The 24,061-nt window shown below is 51.5% G+C and carries 20 protein-coding genes; 9 read left to right on the forward strand and 11 right to left on the reverse strand.

The window, feature by feature from the left end; genetic code table 11:
• Window positions 1–31: 31 nt before the first annotated feature.
• Together QOL41_RS06710 and QOL41_RS06715 are read left to right on the forward strand one after the other, a co-directional pair.
• Window positions 32–1,219 carry a beta/alpha barrel domain-containing protein gene (locus tag QOL41_RS06710; protein ID WP_283429136.1) on the forward strand — a complete coding sequence of 396 codons (1,188 nt, stop codon included), beginning with the start codon at window positions 32–34 and terminating at the stop codon, window positions 1,217–1,219.
• Window positions 1,220–1,221: 2 nt separating this feature from the next.
• Window positions 1,222–1,983: a thioredoxin-like domain-containing protein gene (locus tag QOL41_RS06715; RefSeq protein WP_173652528.1), complete on the forward strand. Its 762-nt coding sequence runs from the start codon at window positions 1,222–1,224 to the stop codon at window positions 1,981–1,983.
• Here QOL41_RS06715 and QOL41_RS06720 read toward each other — a convergent pair whose 3' ends face one another.
• On the reverse strand, window positions 1,984–2,337 hold the full coding sequence (locus QOL41_RS06720; protein WP_173652529.1) for a hypothetical protein: 354 nt from the start codon (window positions 2,335–2,337) through the stop codon (window positions 1,984–1,986).
• An 83-nt stretch (window positions 2,338–2,420) separates the two neighbouring features.
• Here QOL41_RS06720 and QOL41_RS06725 point away from each other — a divergent pair, with 83 nt between their 5' ends.
• A complete protein-coding gene (locus tag QOL41_RS06725; RefSeq protein WP_173652530.1) occupies window positions 2,421–2,912 on the forward strand; it encodes a hypothetical protein in 492 nt (163 codons plus the stop codon).
• A 222-nt stretch (window positions 2,913–3,134) separates the two neighbouring features.
• Here QOL41_RS06725 and QOL41_RS06730 read toward each other — a convergent pair whose 3' ends face one another.
• The 10 genes from QOL41_RS06730 to QOL41_RS06775 form a co-directional block, all read right to left on the reverse strand.
• Window positions 3,135–4,382 (reverse strand): SUMF1/EgtB/PvdO family nonheme iron enzyme, encoded by a 1,248-nt coding sequence (locus tag QOL41_RS06730; RefSeq protein ID WP_283429137.1) that lies wholly within the window; start codon window positions 4,380–4,382, stop codon window positions 3,135–3,137.
• A 38-nt stretch (window positions 4,383–4,420) separates the two neighbouring features.
• A complete protein-coding gene (gene cdaA / locus QOL41_RS06735; RefSeq protein ID WP_283429138.1) occupies window positions 4,421–5,260 on the reverse strand; it encodes a diadenylate cyclase CdaA in 840 nt (279 codons plus the stop codon).
• Window positions 5,247–6,128, reverse strand: coding sequence for a dihydropteroate synthase (gene folP / locus QOL41_RS06740; protein WP_173652532.1), 882 nt, complete (start codon window positions 6,126–6,128; stop codon window positions 5,247–5,249). The genes cdaA and folP overlap by 14 nt, the downstream gene beginning before the upstream one ends.
• On the reverse strand, window positions 6,128–8,269 hold the full coding sequence (ftsH, locus tag QOL41_RS06745; protein ID WP_283429139.1) for an ATP-dependent zinc metalloprotease FtsH: 2,142 nt from the start codon (window positions 8,267–8,269) through the stop codon (window positions 6,128–6,130). Before ftsH ends, folP begins: the two co-directional genes overlap by 1 nt.
• 17 nt (window positions 8,270–8,286) lie before the next feature.
• Window positions 8,287–9,312 (reverse strand): tRNA lysidine(34) synthetase TilS, encoded by a 1,026-nt coding sequence (gene tilS / locus QOL41_RS06750; protein WP_283429140.1) that lies wholly within the window; start codon window positions 9,310–9,312, stop codon window positions 8,287–8,289.
• A 228-nt stretch (window positions 9,313–9,540) separates the two neighbouring features.
• Window positions 9,541–10,869 carry a histidine phosphatase family protein gene (locus tag QOL41_RS06755; protein WP_283429141.1) on the reverse strand — a complete coding sequence of 443 codons (1,329 nt, stop codon included), beginning with the start codon at window positions 10,867–10,869 and terminating at the stop codon, window positions 9,541–9,543.
• 39 nt (window positions 10,870–10,908) lie between these two features.
• Entirely contained in the window at window positions 10,909–11,448 is a 540-nt protein-coding gene (locus QOL41_RS06760; RefSeq protein ID WP_283429142.1) for a hypothetical protein, read from the reverse strand.
• Window positions 11,449–11,545: 97 nt separating this feature from the next.
• The gene (gene hisI / locus QOL41_RS06765; RefSeq protein WP_173823315.1) at window positions 11,546–11,896 is read right to left on the reverse strand and encodes a phosphoribosyl-AMP cyclohydrolase; all 351 of its coding nucleotides are present in this window, start codon (window positions 11,894–11,896) and stop codon (window positions 11,546–11,548) included.
• Window positions 11,897–11,898: 2 nt separating this feature from the next.
• Complete coding sequence (locus QOL41_RS06770) at window positions 11,899–13,179, reverse strand: glutamate-5-semialdehyde dehydrogenase (protein ID WP_283429143.1); 1,281 nt, start codon at window positions 13,177–13,179, stop codon at window positions 11,899–11,901.
• Between the two features lie 224 nt (window positions 13,180–13,403).
• Entirely contained in the window at window positions 13,404–16,253 is a 2,850-nt protein-coding gene (locus tag QOL41_RS06775) for a glycoside hydrolase family 2 protein (RefSeq protein ID WP_283429144.1), read from the reverse strand.
• Window positions 16,254–16,374: 121 nt separating this feature from the next.
• On the opposite strand from QOL41_RS06775, the gene rplU reads away from it, so the two are divergent.
• From rplU to gdhA, 6 genes are all read left to right on the forward strand, one after another.
• A complete protein-coding gene (gene rplU / locus QOL41_RS06780) occupies window positions 16,375–16,860 on the forward strand; it encodes a 50S ribosomal protein L21 (RefSeq protein ID WP_173566654.1) in 486 nt (161 codons plus the stop codon).
• Between the two features lie 3 nt (window positions 16,861–16,863).
• Window positions 16,864–17,124, forward strand: a complete 261-nt coding sequence (gene rpmA / locus QOL41_RS06785; RefSeq protein WP_173652540.1) for a 50S ribosomal protein L27 — start codon at window positions 16,864–16,866, stop codon at window positions 17,122–17,124.
• 79 nt (window positions 17,125–17,203) lie between these two features.
• Window positions 17,204–19,537 (forward strand): fibronectin type III domain-containing protein, encoded by a 2,334-nt coding sequence (locus QOL41_RS06790; RefSeq protein ID WP_283429145.1) that lies wholly within the window; start codon window positions 17,204–17,206, stop codon window positions 19,535–19,537.
• Window positions 19,538–19,543: 6 nt separating this feature from the next.
• A complete protein-coding gene (locus QOL41_RS06795) occupies window positions 19,544–20,329 on the forward strand; it encodes an inositol monophosphatase family protein (RefSeq protein WP_283429146.1) in 786 nt (261 codons plus the stop codon).
• Between the two features lie 101 nt (window positions 20,330–20,430).
• Window positions 20,431–22,230, forward strand: coding sequence for a glycoside hydrolase family 9 protein (locus QOL41_RS06800; RefSeq protein ID WP_283429147.1), 1,800 nt, complete (start codon window positions 20,431–20,433; stop codon window positions 22,228–22,230).
• A 333-nt stretch (window positions 22,231–22,563) separates the two neighbouring features.
• Complete coding sequence (gdhA, locus tag QOL41_RS06805) at window positions 22,564–23,913, forward strand: NADP-specific glutamate dehydrogenase (RefSeq protein WP_283429148.1); 1,350 nt, start codon at window positions 22,564–22,566, stop codon at window positions 23,911–23,913.
• Window positions 23,914–24,061: the final 148 nt, after the last annotated feature.

The following is a 24,061-nucleotide window of genomic DNA, read 5'->3' on the forward strand; positions in this document are numbered from 1 at the left end:
TAGCCTGTAAGTTTTGGCAAAAGGAATTCCCATGTCTTTCAACTGCGTGAATCACGAATATTACCTGAACTTTGGCGACCGCATGCTTGCGCTGATTCGCCGCATTTTTCACAAATATCCCGAATTCCGTCACGATTCTTTTAAACATGTCGCAAGGCTTGCTCCGTATATCCCGTTTTTGGGCGGTCGACCGGACTTGAGCAAGACCCTCAAGCGCGTTATTACCTTCCCGGACCACAGTAATTCTCTGTACCTCGGTTGCCCCATTATTCTGGCAGCAGGAGCTAACAAGACTGCCAAGCGCATTTGCGACTATGCGAACATGGGCTTTGGCGGCATTACGGTTGGAACCGCGACCCGCAAGTTCCGCGAAGGCAACACGCACCGCCCGCGTATCGGTTTTCTTGAAAATGACCGCGCTATTCACAATAGCATGGGCCTCAACAACGAAGGTGTCGAAGTCATTGCACGCCGTGCCGATGAACAACTGATGAAGGCTCACAAGGTGGGGCTTTGCGTAGGCGTGTCTGTGGCCGAAACCCCGGGCCTTACCGACGACGAAGAAAAGCTGAAGGACTTGCTCGAAAGTTTTGCCATCGCTTACAAGGCGGGCGACTTTATCGAAATCAATTTGAGCTGCCCCAATACCGGCGAATCTCGCGTAGACATGGACTTGTCGCTGACCGAACGCATTTTCGGCGAAATCATGAAGTACCGCAATGCCCAGGCGATTCGCAAGGCTGTGTATGCCAAAATCAGCCCCGACCTGTCGGAACGCCACTTGGTGAACGTGATGGACATGATTGTGCGCACGGGCGTGAACGGTGTGGTGGTTGGCAATACTTACCCGACCAAAAAGATGAGCGAACTTCCGGTTGAAACCAAGTTCGAAGACTTGACTCCGCTTCGCGCTGATGGCGACTGCGGTGGTATGTCGGGCAGACCGCTCTACGAAAACATGATGTGGAATGTGACCTACATCCGTAAGCATTACCCGGAAATCAGCGTGATTGCTTGCGGTGGCATTGACCACGGCTTCAAGATTTTTGATTTGATTAAGCTTGGTGTCGATGCGGTGGAATGCTATTCTGTGGTGGCCTTCCGCTGGATGGCTGCACACGCCATGCGTAAAGAACTCGAAGCGGCTCTCTTTGAACTGGGCTACAAGACTCTTTCGGATTACGACGACCACAATCCCAAGCAAACTAAAGCTGTTTGATCATGACCATTCGCAATGCTATACTCGCGCTTCTGGTGACGGCGGGCGCTTCTTTTGCCGTCCCTTGGCTTGGCGTTACCTTTAAAAAGGCGACTTTCGAAAATCATCTTGCTCTAGACGTGCACGGCGTGCATCCGGAATCGGGCTGCTTTACGGCGGGCATGGTGGCCGGCGACCAGATTATCGGCGTGCAGGGCCAAACGCTTACGGACATGTCGCAAATTCAGTCTGCGGTCACAGGCCACAAGGCGGGGCAGAAGATTAAGGTTGAAATTGCCCGCGAAGGCAAAAAGCGAACGCTGACAGTTGCCCTCACGGAACGCCCCGACGACATCAGCAGTCTGACGGGTTCCGCCATCGGCAGTAAAATCGCGAAATTCGGCGAAAACTTCTACAAGAATGGTGAAAAGCGCAAAGAAAAACCGAAGGCAACTTTGCTCGACTTTTGGGCTACCTGGTGCGGTCCTTGCCGCAAGACGCTCCCGGTGCTGGCTAACATCTATAAAAAGTATAGCTCCAAGGGGGTCGAAATCATCGGTATTGCCGACGAACCTGTCGAAACGCTGAACGATTTCTACGCTCACCAGCATGCGTCGCCGTATCCGCTTTACCGCGATGCTAAAAAAGAAATGTGGATGCGCTATGGCATCCACGCAGTTCCGACTTTAATGTTGCTCGATAAAGATGGCTACATCAAGCGGGTCTGGAGCGGGGCTCCGACCGAATACATGATTGAACAAATCCTGAAGGACGTTCTGGATTAATTATTCAATAGCAGCTTTTTTCTGAGAAGCGAAGATATCTTCGTATTCTTCTTTGCTGATGCGGGCGTAACCCGTGGTGATGCCGCCGAATTCATAGTAAGCGGAGTCGCCCTTGACGCTCATGCAGTAAGGCATGTCGAGCGAATTCTTGCCGCAAAGCTTGCCTTCTTGCATAGTGGCGGTCAGGTCGCCGTTTACGTTACGAATCGTGAAGTCCTTGTTGTTTTCGCTCAAGACTTCAAAAATCATATTAGCTTCGCCCTTCCAGCAGCCAGTATAGTTGGCGTTGTCGCCGCAGCCGAAAAGGAACATCGAGGAAATAAGAGATGCGGAAATAAGGATAACTTTCTTCATGCTCTTAAAATAGTATTTTTGATAGCTGTAAAATGCAATTTTTTGTTAAACATTTGTATTTGTTGGCGCCAATTTTGGCTATTTTGGCCTTATTTGGGGTATATCGACTCATTAAAGCCAATGATCGACCGATTCCGCATTACGAGCCCAAGCAGGTCGAAGATACGTGGTCTGCCGAAGAATACATGCGCCATTTGAACTTGAAACCATTCAACCAGCGCGAAGTTCATCGTCTGTTACTCAAGCGCACTCGCCAAAAAGAAGGCGTGTACCTCGAAAGCCTGTTGCCGGTCATGGATACTGCTGGCTTAGAAATCATTCGCTGCTATCATAAGGTGATGGGTGACGATTACGTGCCTGTGATTACGAGCGGAAACGATTACCCTTACCACTTGCCAAATTCAAAGCATTACAAGAATGCGGCTATGGATTTTCGCATTGTCGATATGCCTATGAACAAGCGTCGTCAGGTTGTAGAAATGGCCCAAGATAAACTCGGGCCGCGCTTCAAGGTGCTCTGGGAAAAAGGTGAAATGGAACACCTGCATGTCGAGTTAATAGATAGCGAATTATAAAGCAGACAACAAGATTCTTTTGGTACCACACGGATCGGATTTTACTAACGTAAAATCTATTTATATACTTTTTCTAAAATGCCGTTAGGTTTTCCAACAAATGCATAAGCTGAGTGTCGCGACAATACTTGTATTGTCATGACCGAAGCGAGCATTTGGTACAGGAACGAAGTGACTGTACAATCCGTGTGGAAAAATAAAAGCGCTTGGTCGCTTGATGCCTTATTTGCAGCACCTGAACCCTACGTTGGGATACTGGTTCTGCGGATAGAAACTGAACTTGTTGTCGGTGCACTTGCTCTCGTTGTTGGTGTTCCAGGCACCGCCAGCGACTAAGTACATGTTCGGGTGATCCTTGCTCGTAGTCGAAGTCCATTCCCAAAGGTTTCCGTTCATGTCGTACATGCCGTACCAGCTGCGGCACTGTTCCTTACGGCCACTGCGCATGGCAGCCTTCCTGTTGGTATTGCACTTGTTCTGCTTGTAGCTGTCGCCGTAGCTGTAGCGAGTGTTGTCTTTGCTCTTGCAAGCGGCCTGCCATTCGGCGAGGCTGCAAAGGTGCTTGCCTTCTTGCTGGCAAAGGCTTGCGGCCTGTTCCTGGCTCACCATGTCGCGGGGGAGTTCGTCAACCTTGTTCGGGTATTCGTAAGCGTCTACGCAAACGGTCTTGCCGCCGAGCGGAACGGGGTAGGCGTTCTTGCCGCAAACGTTGTCGCTAGCCATGTCGTACTTGGCTTCTTCCCATGCAGAGCGGTTGCCCACGGAGTCTTCGGCGTAGAAGAATACACTTCCGGTCGTATTGTATTCGATTGCCTTGCCTGCTTCTTGAGCGTGGAGCGTATCGCCAATAGAGAGGAACGTTTTGCACTTGATTTCTTCGCACTTGACCTTGAGCTTGATGGGGTCGTAGTAGCGGCCTGCAGGCGGTACGATTTCGGCAACAGGCGGCACCTGGTCGGCGGCGCGGATGCTGTCTTGAATGCGCTTCTTTTCGAGCGAGTCTGCCTTGGCTTTTTCGATGGCTGCCAAAGAATCGGCGATGCGCTGCAGGCTATCGGCGCGGGCCTTGTCGATAGCTGCAAGGCTATCCTTGATGTGGTTCAGGCTGTCGCGCACATGGCGGATGCTGTCGCGGTTCACATTGTTCTTGAGAGCGGCAAGCGAGTCTGCAATACGGAGACTGTCGGCAATGCGCAGACTGTCATCGGCGTTAAGCTTTGCCAAAGAATCGGCCTTGCGAATGCTGTCGGCGCGAGCCTGTTCTAGAGCGCGTAGGCTGTCCAGCGTCTGGCGGCGCTGCAATTCAAGTGCGGTTTCTTGTTCCTTGGCAAGTGCTTCTTGCTTAATCTGGTCCAAGTGGCATTGCACAATAAAAAGGGTCACCAACAAGAGGAACATCAACACGAGAATCGCGATGTTCTTCTTTTTGCGGCGAGATTTTACTTGATCTTCTGTTTCGTTATTACTCATAAAAATCCTTTTTAGTCCTACGACCTTCTAACTGTCTACTAACTCGCTTTTTCTTCGGCGGTTTCGGTCTTTGCCGATTCGCGGACGTCGTTAAAGAGTTCGCCCCAGTGGCGAATGATTTCTTGCTTGAGTTCGGCGACGCTGATGTTTCGGCGCAGCGTGTTGCGGTAGGCGATAGAGATGTAGCCAGTTTCTTCGGACACCACAATCACAAGGGCGTCGCATTCGGCGGCAAGTGCCTTGGCGGCGCGGTGACGCATGCCGTAGCCCGCTTCTTTTTCGGCGTTACCCGTGGGCATAGGCAAGATACAGCCGGCAGCAATAATACGCTTGCTGTTCATAATCACGGCACCATCGTGCAAAGCGGAATTCGGGAAGAAGAGGGCACGTAAAAGTCTCGAACTGATTCGGGCATCCAAGATTTCACCGGTGTCGGCGTAGTTACGCAGGCCCACGCGCTTTTCAAGCACAATCAGCGCACCGGTGTGTGTCTTTGCCAGGTCTTGGCAGGCGCTTGCGATGGTCTTGGTGATTTCGTCGAGACCGCTGGAATGGAAAAACAGGTTGTGAAAATCGAGCTTACTGGCCGCTTGACCGATACGGGTAAGGGCGCTTCGAATTTCGGGCTGGAAAAGAATCACGAGGGCGATAATACCGAGGGTCGCAAGGTTACTGATAAGCCACACGACGGTATGGAGTTCCCACCACTGTGCAATAATCCAGGCAAGAATCAGCAACAAACCACCGAAAATCATCTGGGCGGCACGCGTACCGCGGAACAGCAAGAAGATGTAGTAAATGATGATGGATATCAGGAGCACGTCCAGAATATCTGCCGGACGCACATCGATAATCCCGAATAGCTTAAACAGAATCATTTCTTAACGCCTCCAAATACAGCAAGGATTCCTTGGCCTCTTTCACATCGTGCACGCGAATGCAGCTTGCGCCACCGAGTACGGCCACGATTCCTGCCGTAACGGTCGGAATCAGGCGGTCGCTCGTTTCGAGGCCGGGCATTTTACCAATATAGGACTTGCGCGAGGTTCCGATGAGAACGGGGTAGCCGTCTTTCAGGAATTCTTCGGTGGATTTCATCAAATCGATGTTGTCCTGCGCCGTTTTTCCGAATCCAATACCCGGATCAATGCAAATCTTTTCGCGTTCGACGCCGAGGTCCAAAAGCTTTTTCACCTGCGACAAGAGTTCTTCGCGGACTTCCTGCACCACGTTCGTGTACGGCTTGAAGTCCTGCTGCATGGTACCAAAATTTCCGCGAATGTGGTTTAGCACGACGGCAGCCTTGGTGTCTGCGACCGTCTGGAGCATATTCGGGTCCATGGCGCAGGCGCTGATGTCGTTGATAATATGCGCGCCGAGTTTCATGGTTTCTTCGGCTACCTTGGCTTTGACCGTATCGACTGAGATATAGAATTCGCGTTCCTTGGCGAGCTTGGCCAGGCGTTCTACCACGGGGCATACGCGGTCCAGTTCTTCTTGCAGGCTGACAGGGGCGCTTCCTGGACGGCTGCTTTCGCCACCGATGTCCAGAATTTCGGCGCCCTGATCCAAAAGCATCATGGCGTGTTCGTAGGCGGCGTCAGGCTTGTTATGCTTGCCGCCGTCAAAAAAACTGTCCGGAGTCACATTCACAATACCCATGATCAGCGGGGTTTTGCAAGGCAAAACCTTGTTGCCGATTTTCCAAGGGAGAGAGCGACTATGATCCAGAACTTCTTTGAACATTACGAATTTTCCTGATGAGATTCTACAGTAGATGATTGGGCATCGCCGTCATTTGCCGGGGTGGTTCCGGCGGCGGGGGCGGGCTTGATTTCGGCAACGGGGGCAGCGTTAGCATCAGTGACCGGTGCTACCGGCGGCTGTTTGCCCGGGTCAGGCGGCGGCGTATTTTCGCGCTTCTTCTTTTCTTCCATTTCTTCGAGCGCCTTGTACTGGCGGCTCTTCTTGGTGCCGGTCAGTTTCTCTCCAGCCATTACGCGGTCAATTTCTTCGCGGTCAAGCACTTCGAATTCGAAGAGTGCCTCGGCGAGGTCAATCAGCTTGTCCTTGTTTTCTTCAATGAGCTTCTTGGCGGCAAGGTCCAAACGCTTGATGAGGCTGTTCACCGCGTTGTCGATCTTTTCGGCCATCATTTCGGACATTTCTTTCGGCTTGCTGATTTCGCGGCCGAGGAACACTTCGCCGTCGGTGCGGCTGTAGCATACCGGTCCGATTTCGTCGTCAAAGCCCCATTCCGTCACCATCTTGCGGGCAAGTTCGGTAGCGCGCTGGATGTCGTTGCTGGCACCCGTGCTCTGGTGGTTGAAGAAGATGAGTTCGGCGAGGCGGCCAGACATCATGATCATGATGCGTTCTTCGGCGTATTCGCGGCTGTAGCTTACTTGGTCGCGTTCGGGCAGACTCATGGTCACGCCGAGGGCGCGGCCGCGCGGGATAATCGTAATCTTGTGGAGCGGGTCAGAATGCTTGCACAAGAGCGTCATCAATGCATGGCCAGCTTCGTGGTAAGCGGTGTGGCGCTTTTCTTCGTCGGTCATCAGGAGCGTGCGGCGCTCGGCACCCATGCTGAGCTTGTCGCGGGCTTCTTCAAAGTCGAGCATCGTGACTTTCTTGTTGTTGAAGCGAGCGGCCAAGAGGGCGGCTTCGTTCACCAGGTTTTCGAGGTCTGCGCCTGCAAGACCAGGAGTTCCCTTTGCGACAGCCTTCACGTCCACGTCGTCGGCCAGCGGCACCTTGCGCTTTTTCAGGTGCACCTTCAAGATTTCTTCGCGGCCCTTCAGGTCGGGGAGTCCCACCACAATCTGGCGGTCAAAGCGGCCGGGGCGGAGCAGTGCCTTGTCGAGTACGTCGGGGCGGTTCGTGGCGGCAATCAAAATCACGCCTTCGTTGGCGGTAAAGCCGTCCATTTCCACCAGCAACTGGTTCAAAGTCTGTTCGCGTTCATCGTGACCGCCACCGAGACCAGCACCACGCTGGCGACCTACGGCGTCGATTTCGTCGATGAACAGAATGCACGGAGCGTTCTTCTTGCCGGTTTCAAAGAGGTCGCGCACGCGGCTTGCGCCCACGCCCACGAACATTTCCACAAAGTCAGAACCGGACATGCTAAAGAACGGCACACCTGCTTCGCCTGCAACAGCGCGGGCGAGGAGCGTCTTACCGGTACCCGGAGGGCCAACGAGCAATGCGCCCTTCGGAATACGTCCGCCGAGGGCATCGAATTTCTTCGGGTCCTTCAAGAATTCCACGAGTTCCTGCAAATCTTGCTTGGCTTCGTCGCAGCCAGCCACATCGTTAAAGGTGGTCTTCTGCTTACCGTTCAACTGTTTTGCCTGGCTCTTGCCAAAGCTGAACGGACCCTTGCCGCCGCCACCCATCTGGCGATTCATCATCAGGTAGAAGAATACAATCAACAAGATTGCGGGCAAGAATGCGACAATCGTGTCGAGCCAGGTGCTGGATTCGTGAATGACCTTGACTTTGACGCCCTTGAACATTTCCCAGGCGGTAATCTGGTCATTGCTGACTTCCAGCATGTGGCTACGGAAAGCTTTAGTGTTGCCGTTGTCGTTTGACTTGGTAAAGCGGGCGAGAGCACTCTGGTTCTTTTTCGCTTCGGCCTTTTCTTCGGCACTCATTTCGCGCTTGCCTTCAATAATCACGCCATCGGGGGTCTTTTGCAAGGTGAGTTCGGTAATCACCTTGGTGGAGTCACCCATCATGGCCAAAAATTCGGTGCGCGTAATGTCCGATTCGCCATCTTTCCCGGCGAGCGGGAACATGACGAACAACAAAAGAATCATCACCAACAAAATGATAAAGTTCTTGCTACGGTAGGGTGGAGTAGGTTTTCCTTGACTCATAAAATCCTTTTATACGTTCACTTGCAAGATACAAATTTTAGGGCTGCCTCGACGCTTTCAAATTCGCAAATCAAGACAGTAGAGCCGTTTTTGACGATAGAACGCTTGCGGTAAGCGGCGCGTACGGGAATTTTAACATGTGCGGGCTCTTTTTGGTCGTAAAAGAACCCAATTGGAAAGCGAAAACCCTGCTCCGAAAGCCATAACCGGAACATCTCTGACAAGTCCGCACTGGCATGCTCCCGCAGAACCTTCCTCAGCCTTTTCTTGTCCAATGCGATACCCGCCCGTATGTTATGCTGATGAATATCAGCATCAGCTTTCTCGGCCTTCAATGCTGTCGTGAAGAGAATTTCGTTCGCTTTCATCACTTTCGCATACGCCTTGTCTGCTAACAAGGCAATTCTGCATAATTGCGTCGCGGCGCTGGGGCTTTCTTTTTCCAGTAGCGGGAGGAATTCGTGCCGCACCTTGTTTCGTGCAAATTTTACATCGGAATTGCTTTCGTCTTCGCACCACTCAAGATTGTTTTCGCGAGCATACGTAAGAAGTTCCGCCCGAGTCACATTCAGAAAAGGGCGGTAAATGTTGCTTCGTACTTCCTGAATCCCCTTGAGGCCCGCAAGCGTTGTTCCTCGGCGGAGTCGCATGTACATGGTTTCCGCTTGGTCGCCTGCATGATGCGCTGTCACGATGGCGTCGCAGTTTTCGGCGGCTTCTTGTAGCGCCTTGTACCTTGCATCCCTCGCGTTTTCTTCGAGTGATCCTTCGGCACTTTTTAGAGCGTCACCATCCAGCTTCTTCAAGAAAAATGGAATGTCGTGTGCCTTCGCGAATGCTTCAACAAATGCGGCGTCGCGGTCGGCAGTTCCGACCCGCAGTCCGTGATGCACATGCGCAATTCCTAGCCATTCAATGCCCAATCTCTCTTTATTGCAAATAAAATAATGCGCCAAACAAATAGAATCCAGCCCGCCCGAAACTGCAAGCAACAAGCGTTTGAAACCATGACGGCGAATACTATCTGCAATGGAATCTTTCAAAAGAAACCTTAAACCCTTTACTGCCTAAAGATAATAATTTATATTTGCCCCCCAAGGAGGCCGTTATGGCTAAAAACGACGCAAAAGAAAGCGCAAGGCTCAGAACGCTGCGCATCGACGGCTCCCAGAATGGAGCCACCCTGCGGACAAGAATCGTCCGCGACAAGACGAAGTACACCAGAACCCTTAAACACAAAAAGTCCCTCGCCGACGCGGGGGATTTTCCTTTTATTTCCTATAGAACTCTCTTACGTCATCCCAGCGGTAATACGGGGCGGCGGGGCAGTTCTTTATTGTCGCTGAATCGCATGTCACGGGCAATTTTTGCTCGATTTCGTTGAGCATCACCTTTACCAAAATGGGGGAGCCTCTCTTTGCTGATTTGTAGAAGATAAATTGTACGTTCGCGGCCATCGGGGTGATTTCGTAGTCGCGCCAGACCTTGTGCAGGTTTTCCATGTCGGCGGTTTCGATTCCGGTATTCATTGTGCCGTTTTCTAGTTGCAGCAATACGGCGAAAGGAATGATGACGGTATCGTGCCCGAAGCGGAGCGTTGCCGTTGTCTTTTTGGCGGGCTTTGCGGCAGTTTTGTTTGCCTTTGTTGTGTCGGCTGCAATCACCTTGTCGGCTTCGTCCAGAACGTTTTTCAGGAGCGGGCGAGCATTTTCAAGGCCTTGCTTTTTGGCGAAGGGATTGTTTCCGAGAACGCTGTACCACCAGGCATTTTGCGCGTGCCAGCGAGCGGTGAATTCTTCGGCGGTCCACAAATCGTCAAAGCTGAATTCGATTTCGGGGCTGCCTTGCAGGCTGTTGCCGATTTCATAAATCTTGCTGAAAAGATCGCCTGCGTCTACATTTTTCTTGATGTAGTTGGAATCGTTGAAAATGGCGCGCATCATACGAGTCGGATTCACATGGCTGTAAATTTTTTCGTTTTCTTTTTGCCATGCGGGCGTGTTCGATTCATTGATAATCTTGCCAAAATCAAGCGGACTGATGAAACTCATCAGGTATTTGCCCGATTCCTGGTGAATCTCGACTTTGGGCTTTTGCGCATGCAGTTCTTCGAGGAATGCGGCCATGCTTACGACGCAGCGCACGCTGGTGCTGGCATAGGCTTCAATGTAGGCGTCGTTCTTGAACACTTCGGGGAAGTTCTTGACCATGCGTTTGGCGATTCCCTGGTGCTGGGCCACGCCGAGCTGAGTCAAATCGCCTGCGCGCGGGGCGGCGTATTCGTCTAAGTACTTGGCACGTTCAAGCAGGCTTTTGCCCAAATCGCTGAGTTTGCCTAAAGAATCGGCCTTAGCGAGCGTATTGTACAGAGCGTGGTAATGGTCGGCAGGTTGATGAAAACGACTGCCGTGTCTGCCGTAATGGCTCAGGTAAAACGGCTTGTAGCCGGCGGGAGCCTTGGTATACTTGGCGGTCGGAGTGGGGTAGGCGTAGTAGTTGCTACCCATTTTTCGAAAATCTTTGGTGATTTCATTCTTGATAGAATCGGTCTGAGCAAAGCAAGCAACAGCGAGAAAAAGTAAAAAAGCGGTTTTCTTCATCTTGGATCTCCTGTGCCAAAAATAATAAAGTCGACCGCGTTAAAAAAGTAAACTTAAATTCATACCAGCAGAGCTATTTAAGGCGTTAAAGGTCGGTGTTAGAACGAGCTTTGCACCTTCGTTTTGTTCCTGTCGTCTCCGCTTGTAAATGTCATAGGCTCGCTTATGTGAATCAAGCCGGTTGTAATGCCCGTCTTTGTTGTATAAAGCGTAAAGATTGTATGAAAGCCCAATGGTTCCAACGACTATGAGGCCTATGCCAATTATAATTGCATCTGCAGTAAAGGCTTCTTTAATGGATTCTTGTTCTTCGGAACTTGAACCGTGGTCTTTAAAAACGAGGATGCTGAATCCGATTCCTGCTCCCAAAGCAATTCCGCTGATGCCGCCTTTTGTGATTTTTGTGTCAATTTCTTTTTGTTCTTGTTCAATCAAATTTTTATAGTGTTCGTCGTAGTTAATTTGAATGTCCTGCGCCTTTTTCTCGGCATCAAGAGAATCGCTTTCTGCGATTCCATGCGCTAGGCTTATGGTGGCTAACGCAAATAAAAAAATGAATATGTTCTTAATAAGGCGCATGTTAGAAAGATAAATAACTTTATACGAAAAAGCCTAGTTTTGCTGAGAAAACTAGGCGAATGGATAAAAGTGACCGATAAACGGTAAACTTGGTCTGTTATTTATCGCAGACTTTAAAGAAACAGCTGCGGGCACCCGTGTGGCAAGCCACCTGCGGACCCTGCATGCGAACTTTAAAGAGCAAAGCGTCGCTGTCGCAGTCGGCAGCCCATTCCACGACGGTCATCACGTTTCCGCTGGTGTCGCCCTTGTGCCAGTATTCCTTGCGGCTACGGCTCCAGAACACCATTTCACCACATTCGTGCGTGCGGCGGAGTGCTTCTTCGTTCATCCAGGCCATCATCAGAACGTCGCCCTTGTCGGCATCTTGAACGATTGCCGGCGCAAGCTTCACGCCATCGACTTCCACTTCGAACTTTACTTCTTTAATCAAATCTTCGAATTTCATAATTAACCTCTCACCTGGCCATTGCCGCGGAGAATCCACTTGTAGCTGCAGAGGCTTTCTACGCCCATGGGGCCGCGGGCATGCAACTTGTCGGTGGAAATGCCCACTTCAGCACCGAGGCCGTATTCGCCACCGTCTGCAAAGCGGGTGCTGGCGTTCACCATCACGCTGCTGCTGTCCACGTTCGCGACAAAGTAGTCCTGGACGCTAGCGTCTTCGGCAACGACTGCTTCGGTATGGCGGCTGCTGTTCTTTTCGATATGGTCGCAGGCTTCGGCAACGTTATCGACGAACTTGACGCTAGCCTTGAGGGCCAAATATTCGTGGTGGTAATTGCTGTCGTCGCCAATATCCTTGATACGGCTGTCGTGGCTCTGGGCGTCCTTGTTGCCAAAGAGTTCCACACCACGGTCGGCGAGGCAATCAATCAACTTCTTGGTGGTGGCATCATCAATATGGCGGTCGATAATCACGCATTCCATGGCGTTGCACACGCCCGTGCGCTGCGTCTTGGCGTTAATCAAGATGTTCACCGCCTTGTCCATATCGGCGGACTTGTCCACGTACACGTGGCAAATGCCGTTGAAGTGCTTGATCACAGGGATCTTGCTCTGTTCAACGACAGCACGAATCAGGCGTTCACCACCGCGGGGAATCACGAGGTCAAGGCAATCGTTGCGCTGCAAAAGCATGCCCACCAGGTCGTGGCTCGTTTCGGTCACGAGCTGTACGGCGTCTTGGTCAATGCCTGCTTCGGCAAGTGCTTCGTGGAAAATTCCGGCGAGGCACTTGGCGGAATTCAGCGATTCCTTACCGCCGCGCAAAATCACGGCATTGCCCGCCTTAAAGCAGAGGCATGCACCATCGATCGTTACGTTCGGGCGGCTTTCAAAAATAAAGAACACAGAACCGATAGGCACGGCCACGCGGCTAATCTTGATGCCGTTCTTGAGTTCGCGGCTTTCGAGCACCTTGTTCAGCGGGTCAGCAAACGAGGCGATTTCTTCGGCACCCTTGGCCATAGCCTCAATACGGGCGTCGTTCAAAGTCAGACGGTCCATCTTCGAGTCGTCGAGCTTACCGGCGGCTGCTTCAAGGTCAATCTTGTTTGCGGCAAGGATTTCTGGCTTACGGTCGCGCAAAATCTGGGCAACGCGATTCAGCACGGCGCTACGCTTTTCTCCCGGGAGGGTACGGAGCGTCTTGCTTGCCTTCTGGGCGTTTCTGGCCAAAAGGTCGGAGTATTCTTCCAAGTTGGAATATTTCAAATTGGAGCAAGTCATAAGCCGTTTTTATCCTTTTTTGAACATCCTCTGCGATTGTTTTAAATATTTTACAATGTAAAACTTGATTTTCATCACATTGGAGTATAAGTTAGTATCGTACAGGTTTGTTATTACCCGCGACGTGGGTTTGTAGTCGCAAGGTATCGGACTTGGGTGTTTAGACTCGGTGCATTCCTTCTCTCTCGGGGAGCACCGAGTCCTTTTTTTTTTGTTCTAAGCTTTTACAGCAAATTCACGATCGTTGCAAACAGCTTGTCGGCGAGCACGTTCGTTTCCAGACCTTCGAACACGTTGAACTGGTTGAACATGATCTTACCGTTACCGAACGGGTAGAGCTGCAGGTCAGAACCGGTCTTGACTTCGCCGTCCTTCAGGGTCACGGAGCGTGCAAACACCTTGGCACCCGGAAGTTCGTTCAGCGAAATGCTCGGCATAATGGCTGCGGCATTGCTGTCAAGCACAGTGGCTTCGCCAAATACCGGTGCAAGTTCGGAACCCTTGGGCAGGTAGTGCAGGCTGAGTTCGCTTGCGCCCGTGCTCCAGTGAGATTCGATATTGCAGTCGAACTGGTGACTCTGGTTCATGTAGTCGATGTCTTCCTGCGTGAGGTCGGAAAGCAAGAGCGTCTTGCCACCGTTCTTCACCACGTCCACAATCTTGTCCAAAATTTCGTCGGGCCAAGAGCTCAGGTTCGCGGTAAAGATAATCTGTTCCGGACCAGTGAGGGCGGCGAGAGCATCGCTGGATTCTTCGCTGTTGTCCAAGAAGCAGACCTTCTTCATGGCGCTCTTCACGTCGGCTTCGGCAATCACGATCAAGTCTTCTTCGGTCGTGTGAATTCGGTTGCCGTCGTTAATCAGCGTCACCTGGAGCTTGTAGCTACCTTCGGTACGTGGAGCCATCATGGTGCAAATGCCCATCTGCGTAAGGCTGGTCTTGCCGGCAGGTTCTTCAGGAGAAATCTTGTCGGTGGCGAGTTCCTTGCCCTTGTCGTCTACGAGCTTGACTTCGACAGACACGTCTTCGTAACGGCTGTTGTTCAAAAGCGTTACCTGGAAGCTGATTTCGCTCTGCGGGGCGACCACGTGTTCCAGTTCGCTGATGAGGGCTCGGCTCGGAGTCGTGATTTCCTTCGAGAAATCTTCGAATCCCTTGCTTACGCGGTTTTCGTCGCACAGACCGTCAAATTCGGTGCCGCAGTCGGCCCACTGGTCCAAGAAGAAACCGGCAATCTGCGGGTTGCTCTGGAAGGCGGTAATCTGGTCGAGCTTGCTCTTGATGGCAATGCGGTTTGCGTCGGCCACAAAGCTCTTGTAGTCCTTCCAAATGGACATGTCGCTTTCCACGAAGGTTTCGATTGCCTTGAGGGCATTCTTGATGGCCTTCTGGTTCTTGGCGCTGCGCGGTCCCTTGATGCTGGTTGCCGTTTCCGGGAGGAGCGTGTGGTTCTTGAGCGTCACCAACATCTTGTTGTTGATGTCGTTTGCCACATTTTCTTCTTCGTCCTGGAAGTGGCTGTCGCCAAGGCCTGTATCGGGCACGGTCAGCACTTCGCCGTCGCGGTCAAAGCTGTGGGCGAGGTAGTGCGTGTAGGCGGCGTTCGGCGTCATGCGCGGGTTCACGCGGAGCGTGGCGTAAGTCGAAATCTTGTCGACAGACACGGGCAAGAGCTTGCCGGTATCCTTGTGGAAGTTGCCTTCGTTGTCAAGGAAAATACTGTTCAGGTTGCTAATGACCGGGCGAGTCATGTCGACCGGGCTAATAGCGTTCAAGAGCTTGTTACCGTTCTGCAACAGGAGCGTGCCGTTTTCAGCACCCATGACCCATGCGCCAATGCAGGGGTGGTGGTGCTGTTCGCCCACGATGTCGTTGATCAGTTTCTTGACGATTTCAAGACCCTGAGCGGTAGACCTCATGGTGTGGATCGGGAATTCCTGGAACACAATCAGGCCGAGCTTGTCGCAAATGTCGAGAGCCTGAGTGGAAAGCGGTGCGCCGCAGCTACGAATGGCGTTGTAACCGGCAGCCTTCACAGCCTGCAGGTCCTTTTCGAGCTTCGGGTTGTCGAACGTCCAAAGGCCACCTTCGCTCCACTGCTGGTTGTAGGTAATGCCTTGGATCTTCAAAATCTGGTCGTTCAGGTAGTAGTCACCCTTGAGGCAGTCGAACTTGCGGAAACCGAAGGTGCGCACCACGGGGAATGCGTATTCGGCACGCTTGATTTCCTTGCCGTCCTTTTCCTTGCCGGCCTTGATTTCCATCTGGAATTCAATGGCGTAGACGTTGGGGTGTTCGGGACTCCACTGGAACTTGTGACGCTGCTGTTCCTTGACTTCGAAAACAAAACGCTGGGTCATGTTTTCCTTGTCGAGTTTCAGGTTGTTCACGAACTGCTCGTAAACGTCGCCATCGGGGTTACGCATGAGCACGCGGAGCCTGGTCTGGAAGCCGCGGGGGTTGTTGAAACTGATTTCGCAGGCGATGCGCTGGGTGTCGGCATCGGGTTCGAGCTTCACGTCAGAAATGAATGCTGCGGTGCCAAGAATCAGGTCCACATGGCCAAAGATACCGCCAAACGGGTACTGGGTCCAGGGGAGGCCGACCGGGAGTTCGCCCGGGTGTACAAAGCGGTCGTCGGCGCCGTCGGCACTTTCGCGGCCAAAGTCAATGCGGCTGTTGAGAGCGCCCATGTTGGCAACGCGCACGCAGAGCACGTTTTCTTCGCCGAGCTTTAAAGCCTTCTGAAGTTCAATAGTAAAAGGTGTGTAGGCGCCAAAGTGGGTGCCCAAGAGCTTGCCGTTCAGCCAAACGGTGGCATGGCTTGCAATGCGTTCGAAACGCAGGAAAATGCGCTTTGCGACCTGCTTTTCGTCGTCGATGGTAAAACGCTTGAAGTAGAACGCGCAGTCGTGCGACATCAGGAGCTTGTCGAAAGCCCTTTCCCAGATATGGGGAACTTGCACTTCTTGGGTGTCTTTGGGGTAAGTAGCGTACCAACGATTAGAAATACCGGCATCTTCGGTGTCCCAAATCATCTGCCAGTCGCCGTCAAGGCTCAAAATCTTGCTCATTCGAGTGTCCTTTATGAAATTTTGAGGTGAAATTTAGAAAAAGTAACGCCCCGTGTCTTTACAATTTCGCAAATTTTGCTACATTTGGGGTCCCAATAGCAACCAAAAAAGGATTACAAAAATGTATTCTATTGTTGAAACAGGTGGTTTCCAGTATAAAGTTGAGCTGGGCAAGGCTTACAAGGTCCCCACGCTCGATGCCGCTGTTGGTTCCGAACTGGAGCTCAAGTCCGTTCTTCTTTTCGCAGGAAAAGAAGTGCAAATCGGCACCCCTGTCCTGAACGACGCATCCGTGAAGGTTGAAGTGCTTGCTCACGGCAAGTATGACACCGTCATCGTTTTCAAGAAGAAGCGCCGTACCCGTTACGAACGTCGTAACGGTCATCGTCAGGGCTATACCGAGGTGCTGGTTACGGAACTTCGCTCCGGCGCAGAATCCGCAAAGGTCGACTCCAAGGTTATCGAACGCAACCGCGCTCGCGTGGCTGCCCTCGCCAAGCAGAAGGTGCAGTCTGTGCCTCTGACTCGCAAGGAAAAGATTGCCCAGGGTCTCCCGAAGCCCGCCAAGGTCAAGAAGAACTCTCTGCGTAAGGCTAAGGAGGTATAATCCATGGCTCATAAGAAAGGTCAAGGTTCAGTACGTAACGGCCGCGACAGTAACGCCAAGTATCTTGGTGTTAAGAAGTATGCGGGCGAAGTCGTCAAGGCTGGCAACATCATCGTTCGTCAGCGTGGTTCTCACTTCCACAAGGGCACCAACGTGGGCATGGGCAAGGACTTTACCCTGTTCTCCCTCGTCGATGGCAAGGTGAAGTTTGAACGCCTCGATGCAAAGCGTCAGAAAGTTTCTGTCTACCCGGAAGAAAACTAATCGGTTTTGAATCGTTTAGAGCCGACGGTACCACAAGTACCGTCGGTTTTTTTTATGGATTTTTGCTATTTTATGGCCGATGTCTAGACTTTTGACGATTCGTTTTTTATTGGTTGCGGTCCTGTTTTCGATGGTAACCATGTTTTTTGGCTGTTCTGACGACGACAGTTCTATAGAATTTAGGATTGAACGCGAAATTTCGGATATTTCGACCTTGTTGCAGTGCGCCAAGGATGCCGATGACAGCGCTTACTGCTTTATGGTGCGTTTCCGTTTCCCGGACGATACCGCAAACCTAGAAGCGATTTACATGTGGATCGATTCGGATGTTATCGATGACACTTCGAAGACTGTGAACGACGATGAAATGTCGAGGGCAACCAAATCCTTCAAGTTCACGGCCAACGGCGATCTTTTCGATACCATCGACGTGACTCCCTATATTCAGGAATATGTGGAAGAACGCGAAAGCTTGATGGTGGCTTTTTATTGCGACTATTCTAGCGGTCGCCCGGGCACAGTCCAGAGAACCTATTTGCATTTTGGCGACAATATTGCGCCTTCGGACATTAACATCACCGATTCTACCTGGACTACAGGTGTTCTTTTGGAATGGGCGCGCCCGACAGACCAGACGAACTATTACAAACCGAATGAACTTTCGGGCCCGATTCTCGGCTACAACATTAGAATCTATACCGAAAACAAGAACGAAGACTTGCGCAATCTAAAGGTGCGGCTTGAATCTTCAGAAGGAATCGATTCTACGGGCAAAACGCTTTACTTGCGCCACAAGGGTTATCATTCCAACGTGGATTCCGTGTTCTTGCAGACAAAGGAACATGGCGACAGCCGTAAGAACGAACTGTATCTGGCTATTCCGGATGGCTTTGGCTACAATGTCAATAATCCCGATTCTAATAATTTCCGCTTGATTATCGAAGGGCTCAAAGCCGAAAGCGAATATAAGGTTGGTTATTCCGCTTGGGATACTTGCGGTAACTATACTGGCGTAGACCATTCGGAGATGCGCGCATGGCATACCATTAATACCACGGACTCGGTGGCCCCTTTGATGCCGACCAAAATTTTCACGATGCAGGATACCTTGTTCCCTGGTATGGCGCGACTCGACAGCAACAACCGCCTGCGCATTTTCTGGAGTCAGAGTGTAGACCCGCTTAAGCGCGAACACCCAATCAAGGTCGATACCGTTCTTGTGATTCCTGATTCTTGCATTTCTACGCTTTGTTATGACAACGTGAATCAGTACCGCGTTGAATACTTGGACCGCTATACCAACAAGTGGATGATCAGTTCCGATTTCGATACGTTGGATCGCTACACGAGTCTTTATGAGTTGAATGGCGATACCATGAAGATTTCTGCCACCGGTTCCTTTGTGACCGATACGATTCGCTATGTGGCTCCGGGCGACACGCTCATTCTGCGAATTACGGCAATTGATGAATCGGGCTACTTGTCGGTTACGCTGATTGATACGATTGCTGTGTCTCCGGGTGCGATTGCAAACGAAATTGAATGCCCTGCAAACTTTGTCGCGGTCAAGTCGTCTGACACGACCTTCTTCTGCATGGAACGCATGGAACACCAGAATGATTCGGGCGAGTTTGTCACGAACGTTATGCATTCCGAAGCGCTTGCGGCATGCGAGGCGATTTCGGCGGATGGCTTTAAGGTGAGCCTTTGCAATGAACGCGATTGGGAACTGGTTTGTCTTTCGGGCGGTACGCTTGCTTATGGCGTGATTCAAGACGATACTCTTGAAATGTCCGATTTCTTGTTCCGCTATTGCAATGTGTTCTCGAACGATTCAGCCTCGGCTGCGGATCCTTTAAAGCGTAGCCCGCGTTGCATGAACCCCATGGGCGTGCGTGATTTGCCTGGTCAGTACCAGGAATGGGTGATTGGCCGTTCCGAAGATACGGCTGCCGTGCTGAAGGGTGGCTCTTATACCGTGATGGGTGGCATTGAACGCGAAACGCGTGGACTTTGCGTTGGCCGTTCATTCCCGTACTTTACGCGCTTGGCTTATACGACCGATACAGTTTATCTGTACCGCGAAGGAACCAAGGTCGATACGGTGTTTACGGCCGATACGTCGAGGACGCTGTACAAGAAACTGACCAAGAAAGATTTCAAGGATACCTTGCAGTTCTTTGACGTGCAAGATTCCAGCGGTAATTCGGTGGGTGTCGATTACGCTCCTTATGCCGAATACAAGAAGGGCGGCGACGAATGGCTCGAATCGATTTCTAACGGCATGAAGTACGTGCCTGACCATATAGAAGTCGTATTCCTGACAGGCGAACGCGTTTCTTACCGTGGTGTTTCGAACTTCTATAAGTCGCCAAGCATTGGGTTTAGATGCTGCGCTTACAAGAATGAATAATTAAAAATGAATAATGATGATTTTTTAAAAGTCGCTGAAGCGCTTGCTAAAGAGGCGGGCGCTCTTTGTCTTGAAATTCAACAGAACTTGGGCGATGTCAAGTACAAGTCCAAAAAGGACGTGGTAACCCGCGCTGACATTGCAAGCGAAAAACTGATTGTAGAAGGACTCCGCAAGGCTTTCCCTGAACATTCGATTCGCACCGAAGAGGCGGGTGTTATCGAAGGCTCGGACCCGCGTTACCGCTGGATTATCGACCCGGTCGATGGCACAGTGAACTTTAGCCGTGGAATCCCGTTCTGGGGCATTTCGATTGCGCTCCATTTTGAAGGCAAGCCGCTTGTCGCGGTGGTGAACTTGCCTAAGCTGGGCGAGCTCTTTACGGCAGTAAAGGGCGAGGGCGCCTTCATGAACGGTAAGCGTATTCATGTGAGCGATGAATCGGACCCGGTGCATGCGATTGTATCGAACGGCGATTTTAACGTGGGCGAGGTGGCCAAAATCAACGCCCAGAATTCCAAGAATTTTGCCCGCGAAGCCGAAACCTTTGAACGTGTAAAATGTTTTGGTTCGGCCGTTATCGAGGGCTGTTTTACCGCCTGCGGGCGCCTGGACTGTTTTGTGATGACCATGAGTTACCCGTGGGATATTGCAGCCATAGCCTTGATTGTCGAAGAAGCTGGCGGCAAGTCGACCCATATTGACGGGACTCCCATGCAGTTCGTGGATGCCGAACAAGTCGCCTTTAGTAACGGAATTTTACATAATACGTTGATTTCGACGCTTCAATAGAGGCGTGCCGTTCTAGTGTAAACATTCTTTTTAATGAAAAATTGCCAAAATAAGCTATATTGGCATTGGGTTTGCGGTGTGGTAATTTTTTGGAGAAAGTCATGAATTGTAGAAAATACCTTTTGTCGGGCCTTGCCGTTTTTGGTTTGGCTGCGACGAGTGCTGTTGCCGCACTTAGCACCGACGACTATGTGGAAGCTGCGTGGATGACAACCCGATTCTTCGGTGCGCAGCGTTCTGGCCAGGGCCCCAACTGGATTTTGGATGGCACGAGCAACCCGACTAGCTTTACCAAGGATAGCTATAACGGCAAAGACGTGAGCGGTGGTTGGTTTGACTGCGGTGACCACGTGATGTATGGTCAGTCTCAGGGTTATGCCTCTTATGTGCTCGCTTTGGCTTATGCCGAATTTACTGAAGGTTTCTACGACCTTTATACCGGTGACTACACCGACTACAAGGCTGCTAACAACTACTCCATGAAGAGTGGTAAGGCCAACAAGGTGCGAGACTTGCTCGAAGAACTCCGTTACGAAGCGGACTTCTGGGTAAAGGCCGCTATTGATGGCAACAGCTTTGTGACGGTCAAGGGTGATGGTAACGCTGACCACCAGAAATGGGTGACTGCCGGTGCCATGAGCAAGCTCGGCTCGGGCGAAGGTGGCGAACCGCGTTCGATTACGGGTAACGCAAACGATGGCTTTACTCCGGGCCTTGCTGCGGCTATGCTTGCCGTGATGGCTCGTGTTGACCCCGATACGGCAAACCAGGCTAAGTACCTGAAGGCTGCAAAGACGGCCTATTCTTACGCCAAGAGCCACAAGGGTGTTACGAACTCTCAGGGTTTCTATGAATCCAGCTGGTGGGATGGCCGTTGGGAAGACGGTCCGTTCCTTGCTGAACTCGAACTTTACCGCACGACGAATGAAGAGTCTTACAAGAAGGCCGCTATTGACCGTTATGATAACTTGAAGTTCAACTTGGGCGAAGGCACGCACTTTATGTACAGCAACGTGGTGCCCCTGTCTGCCGTGATGGCCGAAGCCGTGTTCGAAGAAACTCCGCATGGCATGCGTAAGGAAGCCGTTGGCGTGTTGGATTTGATTTACGATGAAAAGGCTAAGGACGGCATTTTCCAGAATCCGAACGGAATGGGGTCGGGCAAGTTCCCGGTGCGTGTTCCGTCTGGCGGTGCATTCCTGTATGCGTTGAGCGACAAGTTCAACAATACAGATGAACACATGAAGATGATCGAGAAGAATGTGGGTTACTTGCTTGGCGACAACGGTAGCAAGAAGTCCTATGTGGTTGGCTTTAACAAAAACGGCGCAAACGCTCCGTCTAGACCGCACCATCGTGGCTACTATGGCAACGAAAATGCGGGTGTCGAAGTGGGCGGCGCTCCGAATCCTCCTGAAAAGAACAAGCTCTTGGGCGGTATGATTGCTGGTGATTTTACGAGCGGCAATCACGACGGCAATACGTCTAACTGGCAGACGAACGAAGTCTGCGTTGACTTGAATGCTCCGCTCGTTGGCGCTCTCGGCTATATCTTGAGCAAGAAGGCTCCGAAGACCGACGAAGATCTCGGCATCAAGTCTATCGTCAAGAAGGACACGACGAAGAAGGATACCGTTGTCAAGGATACTAGCGACGCCATTATCCCGCGTCTTGCCTTGGCTAAGAACTTCAACCTGACTTCGAAGGGCTCCATGGTGAGCGTTTCTCAGGCTCAGAATGTGCCGTTCAAGGTGCAGGTGTTCGACCTCACTGGCAAGCTCTTGCAAGAAGTCAAGAGCGAAGGCAAGAACCTTGAATTTAAGATTGAAAGCAAGGGCGTGTTCCGTGTGCGCGTGATGTCTGCCCGAGCAAGTGAAATGTTTACCGTGAAGGCTTACTAGTCGTCGCGAATAGACATTCGAAATTTGCGTAAAAACCCGCCTTTTGAGGGCGGGTTTTTCCATTATGTGAAAAGCATTTTTAGCTATGATTTGTAAAACTTTATTTACCAACTATCTGAAAATAGATAAACTTACAAAAATGTAGGTTTTGTACTTTGTGTGCCTTGAAATTTAACGAAAAAAGGCAATTTTGAAAACTTGCAAAATACTAACTTACAAAAATGTAAGTTTTTGAAGATTTTTCCCGATTTTTCACTATTTGTGATAGCTGTTTGCTATCTTTACACCCGTTGAAAACATTAACAATCAAAACTCTCAACGGAGATATATAAAATGGCAATCAAGAATGCTTACCTTCAGAAGGTTTATGACAAGGTCGTCGCCCGTGACCCGGACCAGGCCCTCTTCCACCAGGCTGTCCGCGAATTCCTCGAATCCCTCGACCCGGTCCTCGAACAGGACAAGTCCTGGGAAACCAACGGCGTGATCGACCGCCTCGTCGAACCGGAACGCGTGATCACTTTCCGCGTACCTTGGCTCGATGACAAGGGTAACGTTCAGGTGAACCGTGGCTACCGCGTGCAGTTCAACTCCGCCATTGGCCCGTACAAGGGCGGTATCCGTCTCCGTAACGAAGTTACTCTTTCTATGCTGAAGTTCCTCGGCTTCGAACAGATCTTCAAGAACAGCCTCACCACGCTCCCCATGGGCGGCGGCAAGGGTGGCTCCGACTTCGATCCTAAGGGCAAGAGCGACAACGAAGTGATGCGTTTCTGCCAGTCCTTCATGACTGAACTCTGCAAGCACGTCGGTGCTGACACGGACGTTCCGGCTGGTGACCAGGGTACTGGCGCTCGCGAAATCGGTTACATGTTCGGTCAGTACAAGCGCATCCGCAACGAATGGGTTGGCGTTCTCACTGGTAAGGGCCTCTCCTACGGTGGTTCTCTCGCTCGTACCGAAGCTACCGGTTACGGCCTCTGCTATTTCACTCGCGAAATGCTCAAGGATCTCGCTAACGACTCCTTCCAGGGCAAGACTGTCGTGATTTCCGGTTCTGGTAACGTTGCTCAGTTCGCCTGCCAGAAGGCCACTCAGCTCGGTGCTAAGGTTGTTACCGTTTCTGACTCCAACGGCTACATCTACGACCCGAACGGCATCAACCTCGACGTCGTTCTCGACCTCAAGAACAACAAGCGCGCTCGTATCAGCGAATACGCTAAGCTCGTTCCGGGTTCTGAATACCACGAAGGTTCTAAGGGCGTTTGGACTGTCAAGTGCGACATCGCTCTCCCGTGCGCAACTCAGAACGAACTCGACCTCGAAGGTGCCAAGGCCCTTATCGCTAACGGCGTGAAGGCTGTGGCTGAAGGTGCTAACATGCCGTCTACTCCGGAAGCTATCGAAGCCTTCCAGAAGGCTGGCGTTCTCTTTGGACCTGCCAAGGCTGCTAACGCTGGTGGCGTTGCTACCTCCGGCCTTGAAATGTCTCAGAACTCCGAACGTCTCTCCTGGACCTTCGAAGAAGTGGACAAGAAGCTCGAAGGCATCATGAAGAGCATCTACGCCGCTGCTTCCTCTGCCGCTGTCAAGTACGGCCAGAAGGGCAACCTCGTCATGGGTGCAAACATCGCTGGCTTCCTCAAGGTTGCCGACGCCATGAAGTGGCAGGGCGCGGTGTAATTTCCGAAGGAAATTACCACTCTAAAAAGTCCTCGGTCTCGCAAGAGCCGGGGGCTTTTTTATATGTTCTGGCCTTCGCAGTAGTGTGCAAACGAGTGTCGCGACGGTCTGCTTGCAGACCGGCATGACCGAGTGCAGCCACGGACGC

This window comes from Fibrobacter sp. UWB10 (genome assembly GCF_900182935.1).
Lineage (GTDB): Bacteria > Fibrobacterota > Fibrobacteria > Fibrobacterales > Fibrobacteraceae > Fibrobacter > Fibrobacter succinogenes_O.